The sequence below is a fragment of the Desulfuromonas versatilis genome (assembly GCF_019704135.1).
Taxonomy (GTDB): domain Bacteria; phylum Desulfobacterota; class Desulfuromonadia; order Desulfuromonadales; family NIT-T3; genus Desulfuromonas_A; species Desulfuromonas_A versatilis.
The window spans coordinates 1,430,614-1,453,352 of record NZ_AP024355.1; the positions used below are offsets into that span (position 1 = coordinate 1,430,614).

The following is a 22,739-nucleotide window of genomic DNA, read 5'->3' on the forward strand; positions in this document are numbered from 1 at the left end:
GTAATGGATAGAGAATTCAACCCGGAGAAGAAAGTATACGGGATCCGGCCCATCACCCGGTCCGTCGCTCGCGCAGAAAGTCCGCCAGAATCCTGGCCGTGTGGGATTTGCGCTTTTTCCGGGCGAGGGTTTCGGGCGGCCCCTCGGCGACGATGCGGCCGCCGCCGTCGCCCCCTTCGGGGCCGAGGTCGATGAGCCAGTCGGCTTCGGCGATGACGTCCAGGTTGTGCTCGATGACCAGCACGGTGTTGCCGGCCGCCACCAGGCGGTGCAGCACCCGGATCAGTTTTTCGACGTCGGCCATGTGCAGGCCGATGGTCGGCTCGTCGAGGATGTAGAGGGCGTGGTTGGGGCCGAGGGTTCCCGCCGGCGGTTCGGCCAGGTCCGGGCGCACCTTGGCCAGTTCGGTGACCAGCTTGATGCGCTGCGCCTCGCCGCCGGAGAGGGTGGGACTCTGCTGGCCCAGGGTCAGGTACCCCAGCCCCACGTCCTGCAGCAGACTCAGCGCGTGGTGGATCTTGCGATGGGCGCTGAAAAACTCGGTGGCCTGGTTGACGGTCATCTTCAGCACCTCGCCGACGCTCTTGCCCTTGAAGCGCACCATCAGGGTCTCGGCGGAGAAGCGGGCTCCGCCGCAGGCCTCGCAGGCCACCTTGACATCGGGGAGGAAGCTCATCTCGATCTTTTTCATCCCCTGCCCCTCGCACTCCGGGCAGCGTCCCCCCTTGACGTTGAAGGAGAAGCGCCCCGGCCCCCAACCGCGCATCTTCGCCTCGGCTGTGGCGGCGAACAGGCGGCGGATCTCGTCCCAGAAGCCGACGTAGGTGGCCGGGCAGGAGCGGGGGGTCTTGCCGATGGGGGTCTGGTCGACCTCCAGCAGACGCTTGACCTGCTGCCAGCCGCGGATCTCCCGGCAGCCGCGCAGCGGCGGCGTCTTGCCGGCGCGGCCGCGCTTTTCGGCGAGCAGGCGCTGCAGGTTGGCGTGCAGCAGCTGGCGCACCAGGGTGCTCTTGCCGCTGCCGCTGACCCCGCTGACGCCGATCAGCCGTCCCAGGGGGAAGGCGACATCGATCCCCTTGAGGTTATGCAGGCCGGCGCCGAGGATCTCCAGCAGCGGCGTCTCCCCGCTGCGCCGCTCCACCAGCGGGTGACGCAGCGGCTCGGCGAGAAAGCGCCCGGTCAGCGAGTCGGGGGCGGCCATCAGCTCGGCCACCGTCCCCTCGGCGACCAGGTAGCCGCCGTTGGCCCCGGCGCCGGGGCCGAGATCGACCACGTGCTCGGCGCGGCGGATGGTCTCCTCGTCGTGTTCGACCACCACCACCGTGTTCCCCTTGCCCTCGAGCTTGGCCAGGGTGTCGAGCAGCATGCGGTTGTCCCGCGGGTGCAGGCCGATGGTCGGCTCGTCGAGGATGTAGCAGACCCCGCGCAGGTTGGAGCCGAGCTGGGCGGCGAGGCGGATGCGCTGGGCCTCGCCGCCGGAGAGGGTCGGCGCCGAGCGGTCGAGGGAGAGGTAGCCGAGGCCGACCTCTGCGAGAAACTGCAGGCGGCCGCTCAACTCGGCGACGATGTCCCGGGCGATCTCCCCCTCGCGACCCGCCAGGCGCAGGTCGGCGAAGAAGGCGCCGGCCTCGGTCACCGGCAGGGCGGTCAGCTCGGCGATGGAGCGCTCGCGGAAGCGGATCGCCAACGCCTCGGGACGCAGCCGCTGTCCCCGGCAGACCGGGCAGGTCTGTTCGGACCCCTCCCACCACTCGTTCCACCAGATCTCTTCGCCGCTCTGTTCGGCGTCGAAGCCGGGGAGCACCAGCCCGGTGCCGTAGCAGGAGGGACACCAGCCGTGTTTGGAGTTGAAGGAGAACAGCCGCGGGTCGGGCTCCTCGAAGCTCTTGCCGCACCCCGAGCAGGCTCGCCGGGTGGAGAAGAGCAGGCCGTCCTCCCTGGCCGGGTTCCGTTTCGGCCCGCCGCGTTTCTTGGCGCCGGCCGGAGCCGGAGCGCCCCCCTCGCTGACCTGCACCACCCCTTTGCCGAAATCGAGGGCGCGGGCCAGCAGCTCGCGCAGCTGTTGCTCGGATTCCGGGGCGACGAGGATCTCGCCGAGGGGCAGCTCGATGTCGTGTTCCTTGAAGCGGTCGAGGCGCGGCCAGGGGTCGGTGGGGGTGGCCAGGCCGTCGACCCGCAGGTGGTCGAAGCCCTTGGCCGCCGCCCACTTGGCGAGGTCGGTGTAGTACCCCTTGCGCCCTTTCACCAGCGGCGCCAGCAGGGTCAGGGTCTTGCCGCGGAAATCGCGCAACAGGCGCTCGAGGATGATCTCGGAGGTCTGCGGTTCGATGGGCAGATCGCAGTCGTGGCAGTACTGGGTGCCGAGCTTGACGAACAGCAGGCGCAGAAAATGGTAGATCTCGGTCAGGGTCGCCACGGTGCTCTTGCGGCCGCCGCGGCTGGTGCGCTGCTCGATGGCCACCGTGGGGGGGATGCCGAAGACCGCGTCGACCTCGGGGCGGGCCGAAGGCTGCACGAACTGGCGGGCGTAGGCGTTGAGCGATTCGAGGTAGCGGCGCTGCCCCTCGCCGAAGAGGATGTCGAAGGCGACGGTGCTCTTGCCGCTGCCGGAGATGCCGGTGATCACCGTGAAGCGCCCCCGGGGCAGGCAGATGTCGACGTTCTTGAGGTTGTGCTCCCGCGCCCCGTGCATGCAGATGCGGTCGGTGGCGTGGGGCGGCGGCGCCTCCTGGACCAGCACCGCGGCCTCCGGCGGGCGGGCGGTGCCGGGGGTGGCGGCCCGGCGGTAGTCGCGCAGGGCGGCGCCGGTGTGGCTGCGGGGGTGGCGGGCCACCTGGTCGGGGGTGCCGGTACAGACCAGCTCCCCGCCGGCCTCGCCCCCCTCGGGGCCGAGGTCGATGAGCCAGTCGGCGGCGCCGATGACGTCGAGGTTGTGCTCGATCACCACCAGCGAGTGCCCCTCGGCGAGCAGGCGGCGGAAGGCGCCGAGCAGCTTGGCGATATCCTCGAAGTGCAGGCCGGTGGTCGGCTCGTCGAGCAGGAACAGGGTTTTCCCCTGGCCGCGCCCCTTGGCCTGGGCCAGGTAACCGGCCAGTTTGAGGCGCTGCGCCTCGCCCCCCGAAAGGGTCGGCACCGGCTGGCCGAGCCGCAGGTAGTCGAGCCCCACCGCCGCCAGCGGCTCCAGGCCGCGCAGCACCGCCGGGTTGGCGGCGAAAAAGGCGAGGGCCTCGGCGACGGTCAGCTCCAGCACCTCGGCCAGGTCGCGGGCCTCGCCGGTAGTGGCCGAGTGCAGCTTGACCTCGAGCACCTCGGCGCGGTAGCGGCGGCCGTTGCAGTCGGGGCAGCGCAGGTAGACGTCGGAGAGAAACTGCATCTCCACGTGCTCGAAGCCGTTGCCGCCGCAGTTGGGGCAGCGGCCGGTGCCGGAGTTGAAGCTGAAGGTGCCGGCGGTGTAGTCCCGCTCGCGGGCCAGGGGCTCGGCGGCGAAGGCCTTGCGGATGGCGTCGAAGACCCCGACATAGCTGGCCGGGTTGGAGCGGGTGGTCTTGCCGATGGCCGACTGGTCGACCAGGGTCACCTCGTCGATCAGCCCCAGGCCGCGGATGGCGCGGTGGACGCCGGGCAGCTCCGCCGGCTTGCCTAACTCCTTGCTCAGGGCGTTGTAGAGAACGTCCTGGATCAGGGTCGATTTGCCCGAACCCGAGACCCCGGTCACCACCACCAGGCGGTTCAGGGGCAGGGCGACGTCGATCCCCTTGAGATTGTGGGCCGCCGCGCCGAGCACCTCGAGCTGCGGGTGCGACTTGCCGATGGGGGTGGGCCGGTGTTCGGCGAGCACCGCCCGCTTGCCGGTCAGGTACTGGGCGGTCAGGGAGTTTTCGGCGCCGGCCAGCTGCGAGGGAGGGCCGAAGAAGACCACCTCGCCGCCGCGCTCGCCCGGGCCCGGGCCGAGATCGAGCAGGCGGTCGGCGGCGTGCATCACCAGCGGGTCGTGCTCCACCACCAGCAGACTGTTGCCGGCATCGCGCAGCCGCCGCAGCACGGCGACGATCCGCCCCATGTCCCGCGGGTGCAGGCCGATGGAGGGCTCGTCGAGGACGAACAGGGTGTTGACCAGCGAGGTGCCCAGGGCGGTGGTCAGGTTGATGCGCTGCACCTCCCCGCCGGAGAGGGTCCGGGACTGGCGGTCGAGGGTCAGGTAGCCCAGCCCGACCTCCTGCAGGTAGGCCAGCCGCCCGCGCACTTCGGCCAGCAGCAGCTCGGCGGCCTGGTCGAGGGGGGCGGGGAGCTTCAGGTGTTCGAAAAACGCCCGGCAGCGGTCGATGGGCAGCAGCATGACGTCGTGCAGGCAGAGCCCGGGGGGAATCGCGGCGCCCTCCGCTTCCCCGGGGCGCAGGCGCTTTTCGGCCGGCAGCACCCGGTCGGCGTCGCCCTGGCCGCCCAGGCGCCAGTAGAGGGCCTCGGGCTTGAGCCGGGCGCCCCGGCAGGCCGGGCAGAGATCGTAGGAGCGGTAGCGCGAGAGCAGCACGCGAATGTGCATCTTGTAGGCCTTGGACTCGAGCCAGTCGAAGAAGCGCTGCACGCCGTACCAGTGGCCGCTCTCCCAGGACTTCCAGGCTGCATCCCCCTGCAGCACCCAGCGCTGCTGCTCGGCGCTCATCTCCCGCCAGGGGCGATCCACGGGCATCCCCGCCTTGGCGGCATAGCGCAGCAGGTCGTCCTGGCACTCGCGAAAGCTCTCGGTCTGCCAGGGCTTGACCGCCCCCTCGGCCAGGGTCTTGCCCGCGTCGGGGATCACCAGGTTGAAGTCGACGCCGATGGTGCGGCCGAAGCCGCGGCAGCTCTCGCAGGCGCCCACCGGGGAGTTGAAGGAGAAGAGGTTGGGGACGGGGTCGGCGAACTGCAGGTCGCAATCGGGGCAGTGCAGGTCGGCCGAAAAGCGCCAGGGCTCCCCGGGCTCCCCCGCCGCGTTGACCGGGTAGACGGCAACCCGCCCATGGCCGACCTTGAGGGCCGCCTCCAGGCTCTCGGCGATGCGCGCCCGGTCGCGGGCGCGCAGCCGCACCCGGTCCTGCACCACCTCGATCAGATCCGGTGCCTCGCGGTGGATGCGGGTGTAGCCCTGGGCCGCCAGGTGCCCCTTGACCTCCTCGGCGGTGAAGTTCTCCGGCACCGGCACCGCGAAGGTCAGCAGCAGGCGCGGTTCGTCCCCGGCGCTGCGGGCCAGCAGGTCGCGGAAGATGCTCTCGGGGGTGTCGCGGCGCACTTCGCGGCCGCAGCCGGGGCAGAACAGGCGGGCGGCGCGGGCGAACAGCAGCTTGAGGTGGTCGTTGAGTTCGGTCATCGTCCCGACCGTGGAGCGCGAAGTGCGCACCGGGTTGGTCTGGTCGATGGCGATGGCCGGGGGAATCCCCTCGATGGCGTCGACCTGCGGCTTGTCCATGCGGTCGAGGAACTGGCGGGCGTAGGGGGAGAAGGTTTCGACGTAGCGGCGCTGTCCCTCGGCGTAGACCGTATCGAAGGCCAGGGAGGATTTTCCCGAACCGCTCACGCCGGTGACCACGATCAGTTCGCCGAGCGGCAGGGCCAGGTCGAACCCCTTGAGGTTGTTCTGGCGAGCCCCCTTGATGACGATGGCGTTGTCGTGACTGGACATGGAAGCTCCGCGGGTTTGGAGGGCTGCGGCCGGGCTACTCTTCGACCAGGGGCCAGGGGGGCAGCGGTTGGCTTTCCCAGATCCTTTCCACCATGGCGGCTGCAGCCCGGGGGTTGGCTACCCGTTTATGTGCCAGGCGTACCAAGGCCCGGCGCAACTGGCGCAGATCCTCGAGGTAGCGTTCGAGAATCTCCGCGACCACCTTGCGCTCGGCGGGCATGGAGAAGCCCCCCCTGCGTTCCCCATGGGAACATAATACCAGCGCCCGGGCGGTTTCCGCACCCTCGACTTCGAGCTCGTTGCCCTGCTCGTTGTAGAGGGTATAGCGGCCGAAGAACTCCTCACCGGCGCGCAAGGGGCCGGCAATGCGAAAGTCGACCATGCGTGGCCGGTAATAGTCATACAGGTAATGATCGGGAAATTTCGGCAGCCCGTCGACAAAAACCTGTGCCGCAATCTCCCCGGCCGGGTCGTCCTGGGGCTGCTCCTGGGCGCGCTCCTGGCTGCGTTTGCGCGAGCGCGAGACAGCAGCGGTCTCCACGGGGACCTCCTGGCCGATCCAGGGGGCGATTTCCCGGTCGAGTTGCGCGGCGCCCGGTGCCGGTTCTCCATCCCGCCACTCGAACTGCCGCAGGTTGGCAAGGATTTCCCGGGGCGGCAGCGGCCATCCCCATCTCAGCGCTTCGCGCTCCAGGTAGCTGCGCTGGGGCAGGGGCGCCCCACCGCTGACCACTTTCCAGAGATGGCGACCCAGGGTCGTACGGCTGAACAGGAAGGCCTCCCGGTCCAGGTTTTTCGGCCAGCCGTTTTCTATCGGCATGGCCAGGAGCCCATCCTCGAGCAGCTTGAACAGTTCGGCGGAAAGTTCCAGGGCCAGGGGGAGCAGGCTGCGTGGCCCGGCTGCCAGGCGTTGCGCGGAGAGCTCCCTGGGGCCGCCGGGACCATCGACATGGCAGGGGGGGGCGCCGGATGGTCCCTTGACCAGATGCAGGGTCGTGCTGCCCGACTGATCGGCGGCGATCCTTAGCAGCTGAAACTCCTCGCGAAGCAGCTCGAAGAGCGGTTCGCCGAAATCGGCGGTCAGCCAGCCGGCCGGTATCCGCAGGTAGAACAGGCTCCCCTCGGCCCCCAAGCCCAGCAGGTGAATGAACTCCCAGACCCAGCGCGGGGTCTGCGGGCGCAGCGGAAACCTGCGGGTCGGCCAGGAATTGCGCAGCTGGGCGGTCAGGGCCTGGCGCTGCCTGGGCGGCGGAATGGTCTCGTCGCCCAGGGCGCCGACAATCCCCCGGGCTTCGGGCGGCGTGACCATGGTCAGCGGGGAGAATGCCTGCGCCAGCAAGGGTGGCTCCTGGCGCGTGCTGCGCAGCAGGGCGAGGTACCCCAGAAGGGGCTGGGGGGCGGAAACCATGAGCTCCTGCCCGGTTTCCCCGGGGAGTCGGTCCGGATTGACCAACAGCAGGGGCGCCGGTGCCGGCCGCTCCTGCTCCGGCAGGGGAAATCCTCCAAGGCCAGGTCCCTCGTGCAGCAGCAGCAAGTCCAGGGTTTGCCGGAACCGCTCGCGGTTGTCGCCGAGGCGCAGCTGGATCAACCGGCGGAACAGGTGGTGGAAGCGTACCGCGCTCTCCGCCGGCAGGGGCAGTTCATGGCGCCCCGGGGAAAGCGCATCTCGGAGTCCCTCGGGCAGTGTGTCGAGGGCAAAGTGCATGGCCCGCTCGAGTCCCTCGGGCTGGACCGCTGCAGGCAGGCGGTCGAAGAGCAGCAGGGCGAGCATGCGCAGCAGGGTCAGGTGCCCCTTGCCGCTGGCCAGCAGGTGGGCGTCCCCGGCTTCGCTTTCCAGGCGGTTTTCCCCCAGGGCGACGCGGTAGGCTTCATCGAGGTAGGGGACGGCGGAAAGCAGCGTGCCCTTGAACAGGTTGCCCAGAAAATGGGCCGAAAGGGCATTCGGAGGGACGGCACCGAGCACCGACAGAAGCTTCAGCTCCTCGAGCACCCGGACCAGGGATTCGCGGAAAATGACCGGCGAGGCTTCCTCCGCTGCCGGCAGAGCCAGGCTCTTGCCGCGAACCACGCCCTGGGGATGGTCCTCCCAAAATACGATCTCGCGGTCCGACCAGGTGACAAAGTGCTGCAGACCCAGGGCCCGAGCGCACTGGCACCCGGCATCGGTGACCTCCTGGGATTGCCGCTCCGGCACCAGCAACACCCCGCCGGCCATGAAACTGTCCCGGTTGATCCAGAAGACCAGCGGCGGGGCCTGGATCCCCCCCTCGGTCCACAGGGGCGGGAAGGTCTCAACCTTGCGGAAGGGGAGCCGGCCTTCTTCGATGGCCGCTTCGGCCCAATGTGCCAGTTGTCCGGTGAAAAGCTTAAGAGTGTTCTGGTCCATGCAAATCAGCGGCGGGCGGAGGGGAATCGGAGCCGGCCTGATATTCAGGATGCTCCCCGGGACAATATTTGAATTCGCAGGTCAATGGCTTGGCTAAGGCCAGGCCAGAGTTCACGGATGCAGCAAAAAGATAAAGGGCCGCCACGACGACGGCCCAGGGGGTGACTCAGCAGGGCTAGTGCGTAACTCCCCCCATGGCCGAAAACGTTAACACAGATAGTGACCGGCGCCAACGATTTTATGCGGCTTTGCGGGGCTGGCGGCCGGTCAGCGCGGGGAGTCCTTCAATTCCATTTCAATGGTCAGTTCCTTGAGACGCCGAATCTGTTGGTCCAACCGATCCCGCTCACTCCGACACCGGTCATTGACCTTTTGCAGCTGTTTAAGGTCGGCCTGCTGTTTTTGCGACTGTTCCAGGATGCTGGCGATGCTTTTTGCCCGCCGGGCCCAGGGGCTTTGCGGGTAGCTGCGCTGCAGTTCCACGAAGGGCTGGGGGAGCTGCGAGGCCGGCAACTGGTCGAGCCCCTGGCGGAACAGGGCTTCATCGTATGGCAGCACAACTCCGCAGCCGCACAGGGAGCCGAGCAGGAGCAGCAGGTAAACACCCCTCCGGATCATCGCTTGTCGCGCCTGTCGAAGAGAAAATTGCTCCCCGGTTTGTCCTTGAGGTATTTTTTCAATTTGGCGCTTTCCCGGCTGATCGCCTCAGGTGAGGGATGGCTCAGGTTGTCGGTGCAGACCACCGCGACCGAGATGGTCATCAGGGGGAATTGCCGCTCCACACCGTAGCGGTCGTGGGCCACAAAGGAACCCGCCTGGCGGTCTTCCGCCGAGTAGAATTCGGGAGCCAGCCGGTCGAACGCCTCAACCAGGCCAGGTGCCAGCATCTCGGCCCGTTCGGTGGTGGTGATGACCACGTAGTCATCCCCCCCCACGTGGCCGACCAAGTCGTCCGGGGCCCCGATTTCCTTCACCAGGCTGTTGATCATTCGGCCTACCCGGTTGATCACGTCGCTGCCGGCCTGATAACCGTAGCGGTCATTGTAGGCCTTGAAGTTGTCCAGGTCAATGTAGACCTGGGCGAAGGGGCTGCCGGCGCCCAGGCGCCGGGACATCTCCTGGTCGATGGCCAGGTTGCCCGGAAGCCGGGTCAGGGGGTTGGCGTCAAGATGCAGCTGGTCCAGTTCCCGCAGCTTTATCCCCATCTCCCCGAAGGCCCGGGCGAGCTGGCCGAACTCATCCCGGGAGCTGTTGCCGATCTGGTAGTCGAAACTGCCCGCTGCAATCTCGCGGGTGGCGGAGATCAGCCCGGAGACGGAGCGGTGAATATAGAAGATGACCGACAGGGCGACGGGGGTACCCAGGGCCAGCCCCAGCAGCGCAAAAAAAATGGCCCGATGAAACGCTTCGGCGCTCCTTCGAGTCAGCTCCTGGAGGCTTTGGTCGATGTGCGCACCACGTTCGGCCAGAAACGTATCTAAGGCGCCGATCAGCCCGTCGATGCTGGCAATCAGGGCACTTTTACCCGCCTCGCTGTTCCCAGGGGGGGGCTGCTTGGGGGCGGCGAGCTCCCCGTCGAGGATCAAGCGGTATTCGGTGACGGCAAGGTGAAGCGAATCGGGGAGCCCTCCCTGCAGGGGGAGCCGGCTCAATCTATCCCAGTTGTCCGCGAACTCTTCACCGCGGCGGACGAGCAGTTCGCGCAGCGCCGGGTCCTTGAGCAGCAGAAACTGTCTTTCCACCCGCTCCTGGGACAACAGATTCTGGCGCAGATCGCGGGCAATGCCCAGGGCGGCGAAGTCGCCGGCAACCAGCGCTTCGGTCCTGTCGGTCTGCTCGCCGAGGCAGGCCAGGGCATAGAGGATCGCCAAGGCTCCGAACAGAGCCAGCAGCAGATAGCTGAGGGCGATTTTGTGGGTGACGGTCAGTCGTGATGGTCGGCCCATGATTCCATTGCGCCGGCGGGCAGCCCCGCTGCTCAGGAGAAAAGCCCGCCTTCCGACCCTGGTTCGGCCGGCAGCCGGTGAAAGTGGCGGTAGGCCAGGGGGGTTGCCGTCCGCCCTCGCGGGGTGCGGTTGAGGTAGCCCTGCTGCAGCAGATAGGGCTCGATGACATCCTCGATGGTGTCTTTTTCCTCGCCTACCGCGGCGGCCAGGGTCTCCAGGCCGACGGGGCCGCCGGAAAACTTGTCGATGATGGTCAGCAGGATCTGCCGGTCCATGTGGTCAAAGCCGCACCGATCCACCTCCAGACGCTCCAGGGCCCGGTCGGCCACGGCGGCGGTGATGGTCCCGTTGGCTTTGACCTGGGCAAAATCCCGCACCCGGCGCAGCAAGCGATTGGCAATGCGGGGGGTGCCGCGGCTGCGGCGGGCGATCTCCAGGGCGCCCTCGGTTTCGATGGGCACGCCGAGGATGCCGGAGCTGCGGCGGACAATGGTGGCAAGTTCTTCCGGGGTGTAGAACTCGAGCCGCGACATGACCCCGAAGCGATCGCGCAAGGGGGAGGAGAGCAACCCGGCACGGGTGGTGGCCCCCACCAGGGTGAAGCGGGGGATGTCGAGCTTGATGGTGCGCGCCGAGGGGCCTTGGCCGATGATGATGTCGAGCTGATAGTCCTCCATGGCCGGGTAGAGGATCTCTTCCACCACCGGCGAGAGGCGGTGGATCTCGTCGATGAACAGCACGTCCCCGGCCTCGAGGTTGGTAAGGATCGCCGCCAGGTCACCGGTCTTCTCGATGACCGGCCCCGAGGTGCTCTTGATGCCCACCCCCATCTCGTTGGCGATGATGTTGGCCAGGGTGGTCTTGCCGAGCCCCGGCGGGCCGTAGAAAAGCACGTGGTCCAGGGCCTCGGCGCGGTTGCGGGCCGCGGCGATGAAGACCTCGAGGTTCTCCTTGGCCTTGGCCTGGCCGATGTACTCGACCAGGCTGCGCGGGCGCAGACTGGTCTCGTAGCTATCGTCGTCACCGGTTGTGCCGGCGGTAATCATGCGATCGGACATAAGACTCGTTCGAGGTTCGAGGTCTTTGCGTTCAACAGGGAACGTCGAACAGGATTTATTTGGCCAGCACTTTCAGGGCTCCCTTGAGGATCTCTTCCACGGGGGTGTCGGCGGGGATCTCCATGGCCTCGAGGACTTTTTTCGCCTGGTTTTCCTTGTAGCCCAGGTTGAGCAGGGCCGACAGGGTGTCGTCAAGGGCGTTGGCCGGAGCCTGAGCGGGGGCGGCTTTGCGGGCTCCCGCGGAGGGGGCCAGGCCGAGTTTGCCGATTTTTTCCTTGAGCTCGAGCACCAGGCGCTCGGCGGTCTTCTTCCCGATGCCGGGGATCGCCGAGAGCCGCTTGATGTTCCCCTCGGCCAGCGCCGCCATCAACTCATCGGAAGGGATGTTGGAGAGGATGTTGACCGCCAGCTTCGGGCCAACCCCCGAGACGCCGATGAGCAGGCCGAACATCTCCTTCTCGCCCGGGGTCAGAAACCCGAAGAGCTGGATCGCGTCCTCTTTGACGTGGGTGTGCACGTGCAGGCGGACCTTGCCTGTTTCGGGCAGGGAATAGAAGGTCGACAGGGGGATCACGACGCGGTAGCCCACCCCGCCGACGTCGACGATCAAATGGTCGATGGATTTGTAGGCGATCTCGCCGGTGAGCAGGGCAATCATGGAAAACCAGTGATCAGTAATGAGTGATTAGTGATTGGTGAAAAGCCACTGCAAAAATCATCGCTTTTTTGCCAGTGCTTGTTCGAGCCGATTGCTGAGGCCGGCGCTGTGGGCGTGGCAGATGGCGACGGCGAGGGCGTCGGAGGCGTCCTCCTGGGCGATCTCGGGCAGGTTCATCAGGACCTTGACCATCTGTTGAACCTGCTGCTTGGCCGCCTTGCCGTAGCCGACCACGGCGTTTTTTACCTGCAGGGCGGAGTATTCGTGGACCGGCAGCCCATGGTTCACCCCCACCAGCAGGGCGGCGCCGCGGGCATGGCCGAGCTTGAGAGCCGAAAGGGCGTTCTTGGCGACGAAGATGCTTTCCACCGCCACCGCCTCCGGGGCGTAGTCGGCGATCACCCGGCAGAGCCCGTCGTGGATCAGCTTGAGGCGGTCGGCCAGATCGGCATCGCTGCGGGTGAATATGGCCCCGTTGTCGATGTGGATCAGGCGGTTGCCCTGTTTTTCGATTACCCCGTAGCCGGTTATCCGACTGCCGGGGTCGATTCCGAGAATCCGCATAAATTCAGTGGGCAGTGGACAGTGGACAGTGAAAAAACTGATCACTGTTCACAGGTCACTGGTTTTACCCCATCACCTTTTCGATCTCCTCGTCGGAGATGTCGAAGTTGGCGTAGACGTTCTGGACGTCGTCGTTGTCCTCGAGCTTGTCCATCATCTTGAGCATCTGCTCGGCCTGCTTGCCTTCGAGCTGGACCATGTTCTGGGGGAGCATGGTGACTTCGGCGGTTTCCCATTTAAGCCCCTTGGCCGCGAGGGCCTCGCGGACGTCGATGAAATCCGCCGGGTCGGTGATGACCTCGTAGGCATCCCCCTCGTCCTTGACGTCCTCGGCGCCGGCTTCCAGAGCCGCTTCGAAAATCGCCTCGAAATCGCTGTCGGTGCTGAAGGCGATCAGCCCCTTGCGGTCGAACAGGAAGGCGACCGAGCCGCTGACCCCGAGGTTGCCGTTGTGCTTGGTGAAGATGTGCCGGACGTCGGCCACGGTGCGGGTGCGGTTGTCGGTCATGAACTCGACGATGATCGCCACCCCGCCGGGACCGTAGCCCTCGAAGGTTCCCTCCTCGTAGTTGACCCCCTCCAGGTCGCCGGTCCCCTTCTTGATGGCCCGGTCGATGTTGTCCTTGGGCATGTTCTCGCCCTTGGCCTTGTCAACCGCGGTGCGCAGGCGGGGGTTGGAGTCGAGGTCGCCGCCGCCGATCTTGGCCGCGACGGTGATCTCCTTGATCAGTTTGGTGAATATCTTGCCCCGCTTGGCGTCCTGGGCGCCCTTGCGGTGTTTGATGTTGGCCCATTTGCTGTGTCCTGCCATCTGTCTCTGCTCCTTGAGGTATTTCTGTGTGGCGGAAAACCGTTCAATCCTAGCATGAAAAAATGGTGTCCGACAAGGCCTTTCCCCGCCCGGGAGGCGGCCCCCGCCGGTTTACGGGCAGGGGAATCCTGTCGGCCTGCGAGCGGAGGATGCCGGCGAGTGGAAGCGCGCGAAAGTTGGCCTGTCGGCACAGAAAAGCCGACCCTCGCGGGCCGGCTCTGTGTCTGAACGGCTGTTTTCACCGGAGCCTTCAGTGCTCCCTTGGATAATTGCGATATTCGATGACCCTGAGCTGATCGTTGATCTTCTTGACCCCCTCAAGCCCCTTGACCAGGTTGATGGCGGCATCGTGTTCATCCTGGCCGTGGATGTGCCCGGAGAGGGTGACTACCCCGTCCTTGACCTTGATTTCCAGGTGATGGCCGTCGAGGTCATGGGAGGAGAGGATGGCGATCTCGGCCTTCTTGCGGATGATCAGGTCGGCGAGGACCTTTTTCGAGGCCCCCTTCTGCTCGACCAGGTTGGGATCCTTGACCCCGTCGCAGATGAGCTTGACCGCGGTGTCTTCGTTGATGCGCGAGGTGTTGATAATCAGATCGTAGTGCAGCGGGTCGGCCCAGTCGCGGTCGAAATAGTACTTGATGAACCCTGCCCGCTGCTGGTCGCTCTTGCGGACCAGGGTCCTGGCCAGGTCGGGGTCGAGCCATTCCCGTTCGGCCCAGCGTTCGACGCGCTCTTCGAAGGGGGCGATGATGCGCACCCGGAATATGTGGCTGACCCCCTTCAGAAGGTCCTGACCGCCGCGCCCGTAGATGATCACGTTCCCCTTGAGCGCGTATTCCAGAACGATCAGCTCGATCTGGTGCAGATCGACCTCGATCTGCTCGTCGAGCTTTTCCACGAAGGCCGGCGGCTTTTCGTCGGCTTTCTCCAACGCCTCGGGCGTCAGCCCGTAATCGGGGGCAACCTTGCGGATCGCTTCGCCGTCAACCAGGGTATAACCCAGTTTTTCCGCAGCCTTGTGCGCAATGGGAATGCCTGCGCTGCCCATTTCCCGCGAGATGGTGATGATGGCCATATCTCTCCCCTATCCATGTAATATTGCAACAGAAACGGAATCAATTCTAACAAGCTTTGCGCAGCTTGAAAAGAGTTAATTCCGATTCGGCCCCTCGGCGGGAGGCGGGGTCAGTAAATCGGCTTGTGGTCGAAGAAGTGTTTTGCCTCGATGAAGCGCACCGTGCGGCTTTTCGAGCGCATGACGATGGAGTGGGTATCGGCACCGCCCGAAAAATAGCGGACCCCGCGAAGCAGATCGCCGTTGGTGACGCCGGTAGCGGCAAAAAAGACGTCGCCGCGGGCCATGTCCTCGGTCGCGTAGACGCGATCGAAATCCTCGATCCCCATGGTGCGGGCCCGGTCGCGTTCCTCGTTGCTCATGAAGACCAGGCGCCCCTGCATCTCCCCGCCCATGCATTTAAGGGCCGCTGCCGCCAGGACCCCTTCGGGTGCTCCGCCGATCCCCATCAGCAGGTCGACGCCGCTGCCCTCGACGGCCGCAGCGATGGCCGGGGCTACGTCGCCGTCGCTGATCAGGTGAATCCGGGCGCCGGCCTTGCGGATCTCGTTGACCATCTTGTCGTGCCGAGGCCGCTCCAGGATAACCACGGTGAGGTCCTCGACGTAACATTTTTTCGCCTCGGCCACCCGTTTCAGGTTGGTGGCGGGCGAGGCGTTGATATCGATCGCCCCCCGGGCCGAAGGGCCTACGGCGATTTTCTCCATGTACATGTCCGGGGCGTGAAGAAAGCCCCCGCGCGGCGCCAGGGCGATGGTGGCGATCGAACCGTTCATCCCCTTGGCGCAGATGTTGGTCCCCTCCAGCGGGTCGACGGCGATGTCGACTTCGGTCCCCTCGTTGCCGTTGCCGACTTTTTCGCCGATATAGAGCATCGGGGCTTCGTCCATCTCCCCCTCGCCGATGACCACGATTCCGTTGATCTCGATGGAATCCAGCGTACGGCGCATGGCATTGGTGGCCGCCTCGTCGGCTGCGTTCTTGTTTCCCTTGCCGACCCAACGGCCACAGGCCAGGGCTGCTGCTTCGGTGACCCTGACCAGTTCCAGTGCCAGGTTGCGATCCATGTGTGAAGTCCTCCTTTAAGTCGGGTAGCCGCGAACCCGCAATCCTGGAGTCCGGGCCGTAACTGAATGGCCGGTATCATGGCATGAAACCAGGGGAAAGACAAGTTTTGGGGTGAAAGTATATGCAAATTTGCATATAATGACGGCAAAGCGATCGGTTTCCGCAATCAACCCGCGCAAGGAGGGCTGCCGCCAATGCGAGGCAAATTCATGATTTCCCTGTTGTTCCTGGTGGCGACCATCGGCTCCGCCTGGGCCGCTCAGGTCGGCCAGGTCAACTCAGCCGAGTCCCAGAAATTGCTGCGCCAGCATCCCGGGCTTTTCCTGCTCGATGTCAGGACGCCCGAGGAGTACCGGGAGGTGCGGCTGGAGGGGGCCCGGCTGATTCCCATCGACCAGGTCGTGGCCCGGCTTCGGGAAATCCCCTTCGACAGACCGGTTCTGGTCTATTGCGCGATAGGCTCGCGCAGCAGCCAGGTCGCGGATTATCTCGTTCGCCAGGGCCATCCCGAGGTTTTCAACATGACCGGCGGCATCTGGGGTTGGCAGCTCAGGGGGTACCCCGTGCTCAAGGGGGCGCCCTGATCCGTTATTCGTGGCGCCGTAGCCGTGGCGGCTTCTGGCGCCGCCGCGCAGCAGGGTAAACAGCATTGCGGCCAGCAGTAGGGCGGCAAGCAGCAGCAGCCAGATAGTTTCCTTTTTCATCCGTTTCAACCCTGATTCCTCCTGCGGCGGCTGCAGCCGCCGGAAAGGGACGTGCCATGCCACAAGGCGATCTGTTTGTCTGGGCTCACCGGGGGGATTCCGCCCATGCTCCGGAGAACACCCTGGCGGCTTTTGCCGCCGCCGAGGCGGCCGGTTGCGACGGCATCGAGCTCGACGTGCACCTGTGCCGCGACGGGGTGCCGGTGGTGATCCACGACGAGACCCTGCAGCGCACCACCGATGGCCGGGGGCGGGTGGCCGCCACCTGGCTGCGCCAGCTGCGGGAGCTCGACGCGGGAAGCTGGTACGCTGCGGCTTTTGCCGGTGAGCGCCTGCCGACCCTGCGGGAGGTCCTCGAATGGGCCGAGGACCGGCTGCGGATCAATATCGAAATCAAATCCGCGGCGGCAGGGATGGCGGTGCTTGACCTGCTGGGTGATTTTCGGCGGGCCCGGGTGCTGATTTCCTCCTTTGATCATAAGCTGCTCGCCGCCCTGCGCCGCGACGCGCCAGAACTGCCCCTCGGCTTTCTGGTCGATTCCCGATTCTGGCGCGCTGGCCTCAGGCGTGCCGTGGCCAGCGGCGCCGAGAGTTTCCACCCCCGCCAGGACACCCTCAGCCGGGCCATGCTCAGCGCCTGTCGCGATGCGGGGCTGGCCCTTTACCCCTGGACCGTCGACGATGACAAACGGCTCAGCGAGCTGCTCAGGCTGGGGGTGGACGGCGTCTTCACCAACGACCCGGCCCGCGCGATTGCCTGTGCCCGCCCCCGCCGCCGGCCCGGCCCGGGCTGGTAACTGCCGGTTTTGACAAGCAGTTCGCCCATGCTAAACTGGGATAGCATATAGCCCTCAGTTTTCCCCGTAAGGAGCAGTCACCCGCGGCCCGCTGGGCAAGTTCCCGGTCCTCGGGGCATATCAAATAATGCTGACCAGTCTGACCAGCGTCAAGTCCATCGTCTTCGATCTGGACGGTACGCTTTACACCAGCGACGGAATCGCCCGGGAGATCCACCAGGCGGCTGTCCAGGTTGTCGCCGAATCCCGAGGCATCTCGCCCAAGGAAGGGCAGAGCCTGCTGGACTGCTCCCGGCGGCGGCTCGGCGAGACCCTCGAGGAGGAGCCGACCCTGACCCGCATCTGCATGGAGCTGGGGATCGAGGTCCGCGACCTGCACCGCGCTTTCCGCCGCAACGTTCATCCCGAACGTTACCTCGAAGCCGACCCCGTGCTCTACGCTTTGCTCGATTCTCTGCGCGACGATTTCGATTTATACATCTACACCAACAACAGTCTTCCCCTCTCCCAGAAAATTCTGGCGCTGTTGGGGGTGGAGGGGCTGTTCCGGCGCCTGTTCACCATCGAGTTCACCTGGGTTCCGAAACCCGACCTCGAATCCCTGCACAAACTGCTCGAGGAGATCGGCGGCCAGCCGGATTCCTTCCTGTTCATCGGCGATCGCCATCAGGTCGATCTGAAAGCGCCCGCCAGGCTCGGCATTCCCACCCTGCAGGTTAATGAAACCGCGGACCTGCTGCAGATTCACAAGCTTCTGGGGATCATTCCCTGATCTTTGCTTGTCATTCCTGACCTGCTGGGTTAGAATCCCCCCCGCTTAAAAAATCACCAGGAGGAAAGCAATCGTGGATTCTGCGGCCGGCAGCGAGCAGGCGGACAACAATCCCCGGCTGGAAGCATTTATCCGCCAGCGGGTGCGGGAGGCGGGGGGGATCACCTTCGCCGAGTTCATGGGGCACTGCCTCTATCACCCCGAGCTCGGCTACTACACCTCGCCCCGCGAGCGAATCGGCAAACAGGGTGACTTTTTCACCTCGAGCAGCGTTCACGCCCTGTTCGGCCGGCTCATCGCCCGGCAACTGGTGCAGATGTGGGAGTTGCTCGGCAAGGGCGCTTTCACCATCGCCGAGCAGGGGGCGGGCGAGGGGCACCTGTGCCTGGACATCCTCGATGCCCTGGCTCAGGAGGCGCCCGAATTCTACCGCTGCCTGCGCTACTGCCTGGTGGAGATCGGTGCGAGCAGCCGTGAGCGGCAGCGCGCGCGCCTTGGCGCCCACCTGGAGCGGGTGCACTGGTGTAAACTGGACGAGCTGCAGGGGATGGAAGGGTGCGTTCTCTCCAACGAGCTGGTCGACGCCATGCCGGTGCACCTGATCGAGAAACAGGAGGGCGCCCTGCGCGAGGTCTTCGTGGTCGAACGCGACGGGGCTTTGAGCGAAGAGCTGCGCGAACCCTCATGCCCCGCCATCGAAGCGCACCTGCTGCGGCTGGGAACCGGCCCGGTGGAAGGCAACCGGGCCGAGGTCAACCTCGAGGCGGCGGACTGGATGCGCCAGGTGGCCGGGCTGCTCAAGCGCGGCTTCGTCGTCACCATCGACTACGGCTACCCCGCCGAGGAGCTCTACGCCCCTTTCCGCCGCAACGGCACCCTGATGTGTTACCACCGCCACACCACCAGCGAGGATCCCTATCAGCGCTTCGGCAGCCAGGACATCACCGCCCATGTCGACTTCACCGGGCTGCAAATGGCTGGCGCCGAGGGCGGGCTGGAAACCCTGTACTTCGGGGAGCAGTATCGCTTTCTCCTGGGGCTCGGGTTTCTCGAGTCCCTGATGGAGATGCAGGCCCGCGAGACCGATGAAAAGCGCGCCATGGCCCTGCGCATGACCTTGAAAAACCTCATCCTGCCCGATGGGGGCATGGGGTCGCTGTTCAAAGTGCTGGTCCAGGGCAAGGGGGTCGGCCGCCCCCGGCTGCTGTGCAGCAGGAACATAGCCGATATCCCGCTGCCCGCCGGCGGCATGTTCTGAGCACCCACACCGGAGCGGTTCCGGGGTATAATAGGTGCGTGACAGGTGCATCTTGCAAGGCCCCTTTGCGGGGTTATACTAAAACGTAACGAGCCAGGAGGAATGCATGAAAGAAAAAGTCCAGGAAGTTCTGAACATGGTCCGTCCCGCCCTGCAGGCCGACGGTGGCGATGTCGAGCTGGTCGACGTGAGCTCCGAAGGCGTGGTTTCGGTCAGGCTGACCGGCGCCTGCGGGTCGTGCCCCATGTCGACCATGACCCTCAAGATGGGGATCGAGAGAACCCTCAAGGAAAAAATTCCCGGCGTCAAAGAGGTGGTCCAGGTCTGAGTTGATGACTCTTTGCATGGAGGAGCCTTCCATGATCAAGGTAAAAACCTTCGGTGAGCCTTTGCAGCCCTTCAAGACCCACAAGGAACTCGATGAGCTCGATCAGCGGGTAAACCGCTTCATCCAGGAGAAGAACATTACCAAGGTCATTTCGGTCAGCGACACCACCACCAGCGACACCACCGGGGCGAGCATCGGCCTGGTCCGGGTGCTGGTTTACGAATCCTGACCCCTCCATACAGGAAATCTTGCGGAAAAGGAGCTCACACGGGCTCCTTTTCTGTTTAACCTGCCTGTTGGCATTAAACGGGTTACAAGGTTCGGAAAAAATGCTATGAAGAGAGCATTGTCCAAGCGGGCAGACCCGCGTTTTGACAGGAGGAGCGAAACACCGTGAACGGTTCCCATGACACCCATTCCAAGACCATCGGCTACATCCTCTGGATCTTCGGCTTTACCGGCGCGCACCGCTTCTATTACGGCAAACCGGTTTCGGGTACCATCTGGTTCTTCACCCTGGGGCTGCTCGGCATCGGCTGGCTGATCGACCTGTTCCTGATCCCGTCCATGGATCGCAAAGCCGACCTGCGCTTCACCCCCGGGCGACTCGACTATAACGTAACCTGGATCCTGCTCACCTTCCTTGGCCTGTTGGGCATCCACCGCATGTACATGGGCAAATGGCTCACCGGCATTCTCTACCTGGTCAGCGGCGGGCTGTTCGGTATCGGCTATATCTACGACTACTGGACCCTCAACGACCAACTGAGCCAGATCAACCGGGGAGGATGATGCCGGCACTGGATACCATGCTCCATTCGCAGTTGTTCAACCAGGTGCTGCTCTCCGCCGCGATTCTGGCGGGGGGAACCCTGGGCGGTTTTATCCTCTGCTACCTGATGGGCAGCTTCGCCGACCGCCGCCACATCAAGCGGCGGCGCACCCTCTACCTGCAGAAATTTGTCCGCTACAGCCTCGGCGTCGCCATCGTGCTGCTGATCTGCCTGGTCTGGGGGATCAATCTTTCGGCGGCCTGGGTGGTTCTCACCTCCCTGTTCGGCATCATCGGCATCGCCTTGTTCGCCCAGTGGAGCATTCTGAGCAACGTCACCTGCTGTTTCATCCTGTTTTTCTCCGCCCCCTTCAAAATCGACGACTTCGTCACCGTCAAGGACGGCGATAACAGCGTCACCGGCCAGGTCGCCGACATGACCCTGTTCTATGTCCGGCTGCTGACCGGGGAGGGCGAGCTGGTCAACATCCCCAACAACCTGATCGTGCAGAAGACGGTTTTCACCCATCGGCAGGGCACCACCGCCCAGCAGAACCCGGGCTGAGGGGCCCCAGGCCGCCGCCCGCCAGGTTTGATCATGCCCAGATACCTGTTTTCTTTTATCTCCCTGTTTGCCGCCGTGCTGGTGCTGATGCTCGGCAACGGACTGTTCGGTTCGTTTCTCAGCCTGCGTATGGTCGCCGAAGGGTTCTCCGAGCAGACCATCGGCCTGGTCATGGGCGGCTTTTACGTCGGCCTGGTCTCGGGTTCATTTTTCTGCCAGCGGCTGATCCAGCGGGTGGGCCACGTGCGGGCCTTCACCGTCTACGCGGCGATCAACACGGTAGCGGTGATGCTGCAGGCGCTGCACGTCGGCCCCTTCTGGTGGGGGGCGTTGCGGGTGGTCAGCGGCGTGGCCATGACCGGGATCTACATGGTTGTCGAGAGCTGGCTCAACGAATGCGCCAGCCCCCAGACCCGCGGCCGGGTCTTCTCTGTCTACATGGCGTTGACCTTCCTGGGGATGGGGGGCGGGCAGTTCCTGCTCAATTTCAGCGATATCCGCGGCCAGGACCTGTTTCTGATCGTGGCGGTGCTCTTCACCCTCTGCCTGGTGCCGGTAGCCGGAACCAGGACCGTGCACCCCGAGCTGCCCGAATCGGCCCATTTCAACCTGGGCAAGCTGTTCCGACTGGCGCCCCTGGGGATGCTCGGCTGCCTGAGCGCCGGCCTGGCCAATGGCTCCTTCTACACCCTCGGCCCGGTGTTCAGTCACCAGATGGGCTTTCCGGTTTCCGGGGTCGCCTGGTACATGGGGATCACCATCCTCAGCGGCCTGCTGCTGCAGTGGCCGGTGGGCGGACTCTCCGACCGCTTCAACCGCCGGTTGGTGCTGGGGGGGCTGAGCCTGATGGTCTGCCTGATCAGCCTCGCCATCGTCGCCGCGGGGGAGAGTTCCCTGCCGCTGCTGCTGGGCTTGACCGCGGCCTACGGCGGGATCGCCTTCACCATCTACCCGGTTTCGGTGGCCCTGGCCCACGACGGGCTCGAGCGAGGCGACATCGTACCGGTCAGCGCCGCCCTGATCCTCTCCTTCGGGGTCGGAGCCGGAATCGGCCCGGTGGCCGCCTCCTCGCTGATGGCCGCCTTCGGCCCCATCGGCATGTACCTGTTCATCGCCGGCTGCAGCGGCCTGTTCGGTGCCGGTGCGCTTCTCTACCGCCCCCGCCGGCCGACCCCGTTCGAAGAGCAGGTTCCCTATGTTCCCGTCCCCCGCACCTCCCCGGTGATAACCGCCCTCGACCCGCGGGTGGAACCCGCCGAAGAGGACGATTTGACCCAGAAGGCCTAGGTCCTGAGCTGGGCCTGGCATGATTCTGGCTATTGTCGGCAGGCATGGGCCGTTGGGGGATGCCAGGCAAGGAGGAGGGAGAATGACGCGGAAGACTCTCGGGCTGCTGCTGGCGCTCGGGCTTTTCGGCGCGCCCCCGTGCGACGCGGAAAAACTCTACCGTTACCGGGATCCGGCGGGGACCCTGAGCTTCAGCGACCGGCCGCCGGCCGGCAGCGTCCCTTACGCCGTGGAGCAGGTCCGGGTGAGCCAGCCGCCGCCGCGGGTGACGGTGGAGAACCGCGGCAGCCGCACCCAGCCGCTGCTCTACGCGGTCAACGAATACCGCGGCCCGGTGGAACTGGAGCTGGCCTTCGAGTCAAGCGAGAACCTGGCCAGCGACCCGCCCCTGCCGCTGAGGGTGGTGCTTCCCGCGGGTGGCGAAACCCGGCTCGCCGCTTTTCGCCCCCTGCGCTCCGACCGCTCCTGGTCGTACCGTTACCGGTACCGCTACGTGGTCGGCGACCCTGGCGCCCGCCATGCCCCTCCCGGGCCCTACCGGCTGCCGTTTTCCGCCGACGCCAGTTTCCGGGTTTCCCAGGGATTCCGGGGGGACTTCAGCCATACCCAGCCCCACAGTGAATACGCCGTCGACATCGCCATGCCCGAGGGGACGCCGGTGCTGGCCGCCCGTGGCGGGGTGGTGATGGAGATGGCCAACGATTATTTCTCCGGCGGCATCGACCAGCCCGCCTTCGCCGAGCGGGCCAACTACATCCGCATCCTGCACGATGACGGCACCATGGGGGTCTACGCCCACCTGCAGCTGGAAAGCGCCCAGGTCGGGGTCGGCTCGCGGGTCTCGGCCGGCCAGCTGCTGGCGCATTCGGGAAACACCGGCTTCTCCAGCGGCCCGCACCTGCATTTTGTCATCGAACGCAACCGGGGGCTGGAGATCATCTCGGTCCCCTTTGCCTTCGCCGGGCCTGACGGCGAGGAGTTGGAGCCCCGCCAGGGTCAGGTGCTGGGCGCCCGTTAGAACCTCACCAGGA

20 protein-coding genes are annotated in these 22,739 nt (G+C 65.5%); 10 read left to right on the forward strand and 10 right to left on the reverse strand.

What is annotated here, in order from left to right:
* Nucleotides 1–52: 52 nt before the first annotated feature.
* The 10 genes from uvrA to glpX all read right to left on the reverse strand — a co-directional run bounded on the left by uvrA (nucleotide 53) and on the right by glpX (nucleotide 15,224).
* Nucleotides 53–5,656, reverse strand: coding sequence for an excinuclease ABC subunit UvrA (gene uvrA / locus DESUT3_RS21200; protein ID WP_221251599.1), 5,604 nt, complete (start codon nucleotides 5,654–5,656; stop codon nucleotides 53–55).
* Between the two features lie 34 nt (nucleotides 5,657–5,690).
* A complete protein-coding gene (locus tag DESUT3_RS06450) occupies nucleotides 5,691–8,042 on the reverse strand; it encodes a hypothetical protein (RefSeq protein ID WP_221251600.1) in 2,352 nt (783 codons plus the stop codon).
* Nucleotides 8,043–8,309: 267 nt separating this feature from the next.
* A complete protein-coding gene (locus DESUT3_RS06455) occupies nucleotides 8,310–8,660 on the reverse strand; it encodes a hypothetical protein (RefSeq protein WP_221251601.1) in 351 nt (116 codons plus the stop codon).
* Complete coding sequence (locus DESUT3_RS06460; RefSeq protein WP_221251602.1) at nucleotides 8,657–9,988, reverse strand: diguanylate cyclase; 1,332 nt, start codon at nucleotides 9,986–9,988, stop codon at nucleotides 8,657–8,659. Before DESUT3_RS06460 ends, DESUT3_RS06455 begins: the two co-directional genes overlap by 4 nt.
* A gap of 32 nt (nucleotides 9,989–10,020) precedes the next feature.
* Complete coding sequence (gene ruvB / locus DESUT3_RS06465) at nucleotides 10,021–11,046, reverse strand: Holliday junction branch migration DNA helicase RuvB (protein ID WP_221251603.1); 1,026 nt, start codon at nucleotides 11,044–11,046, stop codon at nucleotides 10,021–10,023.
* A 55-nt stretch (nucleotides 11,047–11,101) separates the two neighbouring features.
* Nucleotides 11,102–11,704 carry a Holliday junction branch migration protein RuvA gene (ruvA, locus tag DESUT3_RS06470; protein ID WP_221251604.1) on the reverse strand — a complete coding sequence of 201 codons (603 nt, stop codon included), beginning with the start codon at nucleotides 11,702–11,704 and terminating at the stop codon, nucleotides 11,102–11,104.
* 57 nt (nucleotides 11,705–11,761) lie between these two features.
* Nucleotides 11,762–12,268, reverse strand: coding sequence for a crossover junction endodeoxyribonuclease RuvC (gene ruvC / locus DESUT3_RS06475; protein WP_221251605.1), 507 nt, complete (start codon nucleotides 12,266–12,268; stop codon nucleotides 11,762–11,764).
* A gap of 64 nt (nucleotides 12,269–12,332) precedes the next feature.
* The gene (locus DESUT3_RS06480; protein ID WP_221251606.1) at nucleotides 12,333–13,079 is read right to left on the reverse strand and encodes a YebC/PmpR family DNA-binding transcriptional regulator; all 747 of its coding nucleotides are present in this window, start codon (nucleotides 13,077–13,079) and stop codon (nucleotides 12,333–12,335) included.
* A 250-nt stretch (nucleotides 13,080–13,329) separates the two neighbouring features.
* Complete coding sequence (locus DESUT3_RS06485; protein WP_221251607.1) at nucleotides 13,330–14,157, reverse strand: cytidylate kinase family protein; 828 nt, start codon at nucleotides 14,155–14,157, stop codon at nucleotides 13,330–13,332.
* Nucleotides 14,158–14,267: 110 nt separating this feature from the next.
* On the reverse strand, nucleotides 14,268–15,224 hold the full coding sequence (gene glpX, locus DESUT3_RS06490) for a class II fructose-bisphosphatase (RefSeq protein ID WP_221251608.1): 957 nt from the start codon (nucleotides 15,222–15,224) through the stop codon (nucleotides 14,268–14,270).
* A 195-nt stretch (nucleotides 15,225–15,419) separates the two neighbouring features.
* On the opposite strand from glpX, the gene DESUT3_RS06495 reads away from it, so the two are divergent.
* The 10 genes from DESUT3_RS06495 (at nucleotide 15,420) to DESUT3_RS06540 (ending at nucleotide 22,726) form a co-directional block, all read left to right on the forward strand.
* Nucleotides 15,420–15,809 (forward strand): rhodanese-like domain-containing protein, encoded by a 390-nt coding sequence (locus DESUT3_RS06495; RefSeq protein WP_221251609.1) that lies wholly within the window; start codon nucleotides 15,420–15,422, stop codon nucleotides 15,807–15,809.
* A 176-nt stretch (nucleotides 15,810–15,985) separates the two neighbouring features.
* On the forward strand, nucleotides 15,986–16,726 hold the full coding sequence (locus tag DESUT3_RS06500; protein WP_221251610.1) for a glycerophosphodiester phosphodiesterase: 741 nt from the start codon (nucleotides 15,986–15,988) through the stop codon (nucleotides 16,724–16,726).
* A 127-nt stretch (nucleotides 16,727–16,853) separates the two neighbouring features.
* The gene (locus tag DESUT3_RS06505; protein ID WP_221251611.1) at nucleotides 16,854–17,498 is read left to right on the forward strand and encodes an HAD family hydrolase; all 645 of its coding nucleotides are present in this window, start codon (nucleotides 16,854–16,856) and stop codon (nucleotides 17,496–17,498) included.
* 73 nt (nucleotides 17,499–17,571) lie between these two features.
* Complete coding sequence (locus tag DESUT3_RS06510) at nucleotides 17,572–18,756, forward strand: class I SAM-dependent methyltransferase (protein ID WP_225911639.1); 1,185 nt, start codon at nucleotides 17,572–17,574, stop codon at nucleotides 18,754–18,756.
* A gap of 106 nt (nucleotides 18,757–18,862) precedes the next feature.
* Nucleotides 18,863–19,084 (forward strand): NifU family protein, encoded by a 222-nt coding sequence (locus DESUT3_RS06515; protein ID WP_221251612.1) that lies wholly within the window; start codon nucleotides 18,863–18,865, stop codon nucleotides 19,082–19,084.
* Between the two features lie 31 nt (nucleotides 19,085–19,115).
* Nucleotides 19,116–19,313 carry a hypothetical protein gene (locus DESUT3_RS06520; RefSeq protein WP_221251613.1) on the forward strand — a complete coding sequence of 66 codons (198 nt, stop codon included), beginning with the start codon at nucleotides 19,116–19,118 and terminating at the stop codon, nucleotides 19,311–19,313.
* Nucleotides 19,314–19,477: 164 nt separating this feature from the next.
* On the forward strand, nucleotides 19,478–19,876 hold the full coding sequence (locus DESUT3_RS06525; RefSeq protein ID WP_221251614.1) for an NINE protein: 399 nt from the start codon (nucleotides 19,478–19,480) through the stop codon (nucleotides 19,874–19,876).
* The gene (locus DESUT3_RS06530; protein WP_221251615.1) at nucleotides 19,873–20,421 is read left to right on the forward strand and encodes a mechanosensitive ion channel family protein; all 549 of its coding nucleotides are present in this window, start codon (nucleotides 19,873–19,875) and stop codon (nucleotides 20,419–20,421) included. Before DESUT3_RS06525 ends, DESUT3_RS06530 begins: the two co-directional genes overlap by 4 nt.
* A 33-nt stretch (nucleotides 20,422–20,454) precedes the next feature.
* Nucleotides 20,455–21,708: an MFS transporter gene (locus tag DESUT3_RS06535; RefSeq protein ID WP_221251616.1), complete on the forward strand. Its 1,254-nt coding sequence runs from the start codon at nucleotides 20,455–20,457 to the stop codon at nucleotides 21,706–21,708.
* Between the two features lie 82 nt (nucleotides 21,709–21,790).
* On the forward strand, nucleotides 21,791–22,726 hold the full coding sequence (locus DESUT3_RS06540) for a peptidoglycan DD-metalloendopeptidase family protein (protein ID WP_221251617.1): 936 nt from the start codon (nucleotides 21,791–21,793) through the stop codon (nucleotides 22,724–22,726).
* The last annotated feature ends 13 nt before the right edge of the window (nucleotides 22,727–22,739 follow it).

Bases quoted from the DNA above. Each gene is read 5' to 3' on its own strand.
- uvrA (WP_221251599.1), bottom strand. From the start codon at position 5,656: ATGTCCAGTCACGACAACGCCATCGTCATCAAGGGGGCTCGCCAGAAC.
- DESUT3_RS06450 (WP_221251600.1), bottom strand. From the start codon at position 8,042: ATGGACCAGAACACTCTTAAGCTTTTCACCGGACAACTGGCACATTGG.
- DESUT3_RS06455 (WP_221251601.1), bottom strand. From the start codon at position 8,660: ATGATCCGGAGGGGTGTTTACCTGCTGCTCCTGCTCGGCTCCCTGTGC.
- DESUT3_RS06460 (WP_221251602.1), bottom strand. From the start codon at position 9,988: ATGGGCCGACCATCACGACTGACCGTCACCCACAAAATCGCCCTCAGC.
- ruvB (WP_221251603.1), bottom strand. From the start codon at position 11,046: ATGTCCGATCGCATGATTACCGCCGGCACAACCGGTGACGACGATAGC.
- ruvA (WP_221251604.1), bottom strand. From the start codon at position 11,704: ATGATTGCCCTGCTCACCGGCGAGATCGCCTACAAATCCATCGACCAT.
- ruvC (WP_221251605.1), bottom strand. From the start codon at position 12,268: ATGCGGATTCTCGGAATCGACCCCGGCAGTCGGATAACCGGCTACGGG.
- DESUT3_RS06480 (WP_221251606.1), bottom strand. From the start codon at position 13,079: ATGGCAGGACACAGCAAATGGGCCAACATCAAACACCGCAAGGGCGCC.
- DESUT3_RS06485 (WP_221251607.1), bottom strand. From the start codon at position 14,157: ATGGCCATCATCACCATCTCGCGGGAAATGGGCAGCGCAGGCATTCCC.
- glpX (WP_221251608.1), bottom strand. From the start codon at position 15,224: ATGGATCGCAACCTGGCACTGGAACTGGTCAGGGTCACCGAAGCAGCA.
- DESUT3_RS06495 (WP_221251609.1), top strand. From the start codon at position 15,420: ATGCGAGGCAAATTCATGATTTCCCTGTTGTTCCTGGTGGCGACCATC.
- DESUT3_RS06500 (WP_221251610.1), top strand. From the start codon at position 15,986: ATGCCACAAGGCGATCTGTTTGTCTGGGCTCACCGGGGGGATTCCGCC.
- DESUT3_RS06505 (WP_221251611.1), top strand. From the start codon at position 16,854: ATGCTGACCAGTCTGACCAGCGTCAAGTCCATCGTCTTCGATCTGGAC.
- DESUT3_RS06515 (WP_221251612.1), top strand. From the start codon at position 18,863: ATGAAAGAAAAAGTCCAGGAAGTTCTGAACATGGTCCGTCCCGCCCTG.
- DESUT3_RS06520 (WP_221251613.1), top strand. From the start codon at position 19,116: ATGATCAAGGTAAAAACCTTCGGTGAGCCTTTGCAGCCCTTCAAGACC.
- DESUT3_RS06530 (WP_221251615.1), top strand. From the start codon at position 19,873: ATGATGCCGGCACTGGATACCATGCTCCATTCGCAGTTGTTCAACCAG.
- DESUT3_RS06535 (WP_221251616.1), top strand. From the start codon at position 20,455: ATGCCCAGATACCTGTTTTCTTTTATCTCCCTGTTTGCCGCCGTGCTG.
- DESUT3_RS06540 (WP_221251617.1), top strand. From the start codon at position 21,791: ATGACGCGGAAGACTCTCGGGCTGCTGCTGGCGCTCGGGCTTTTCGGC.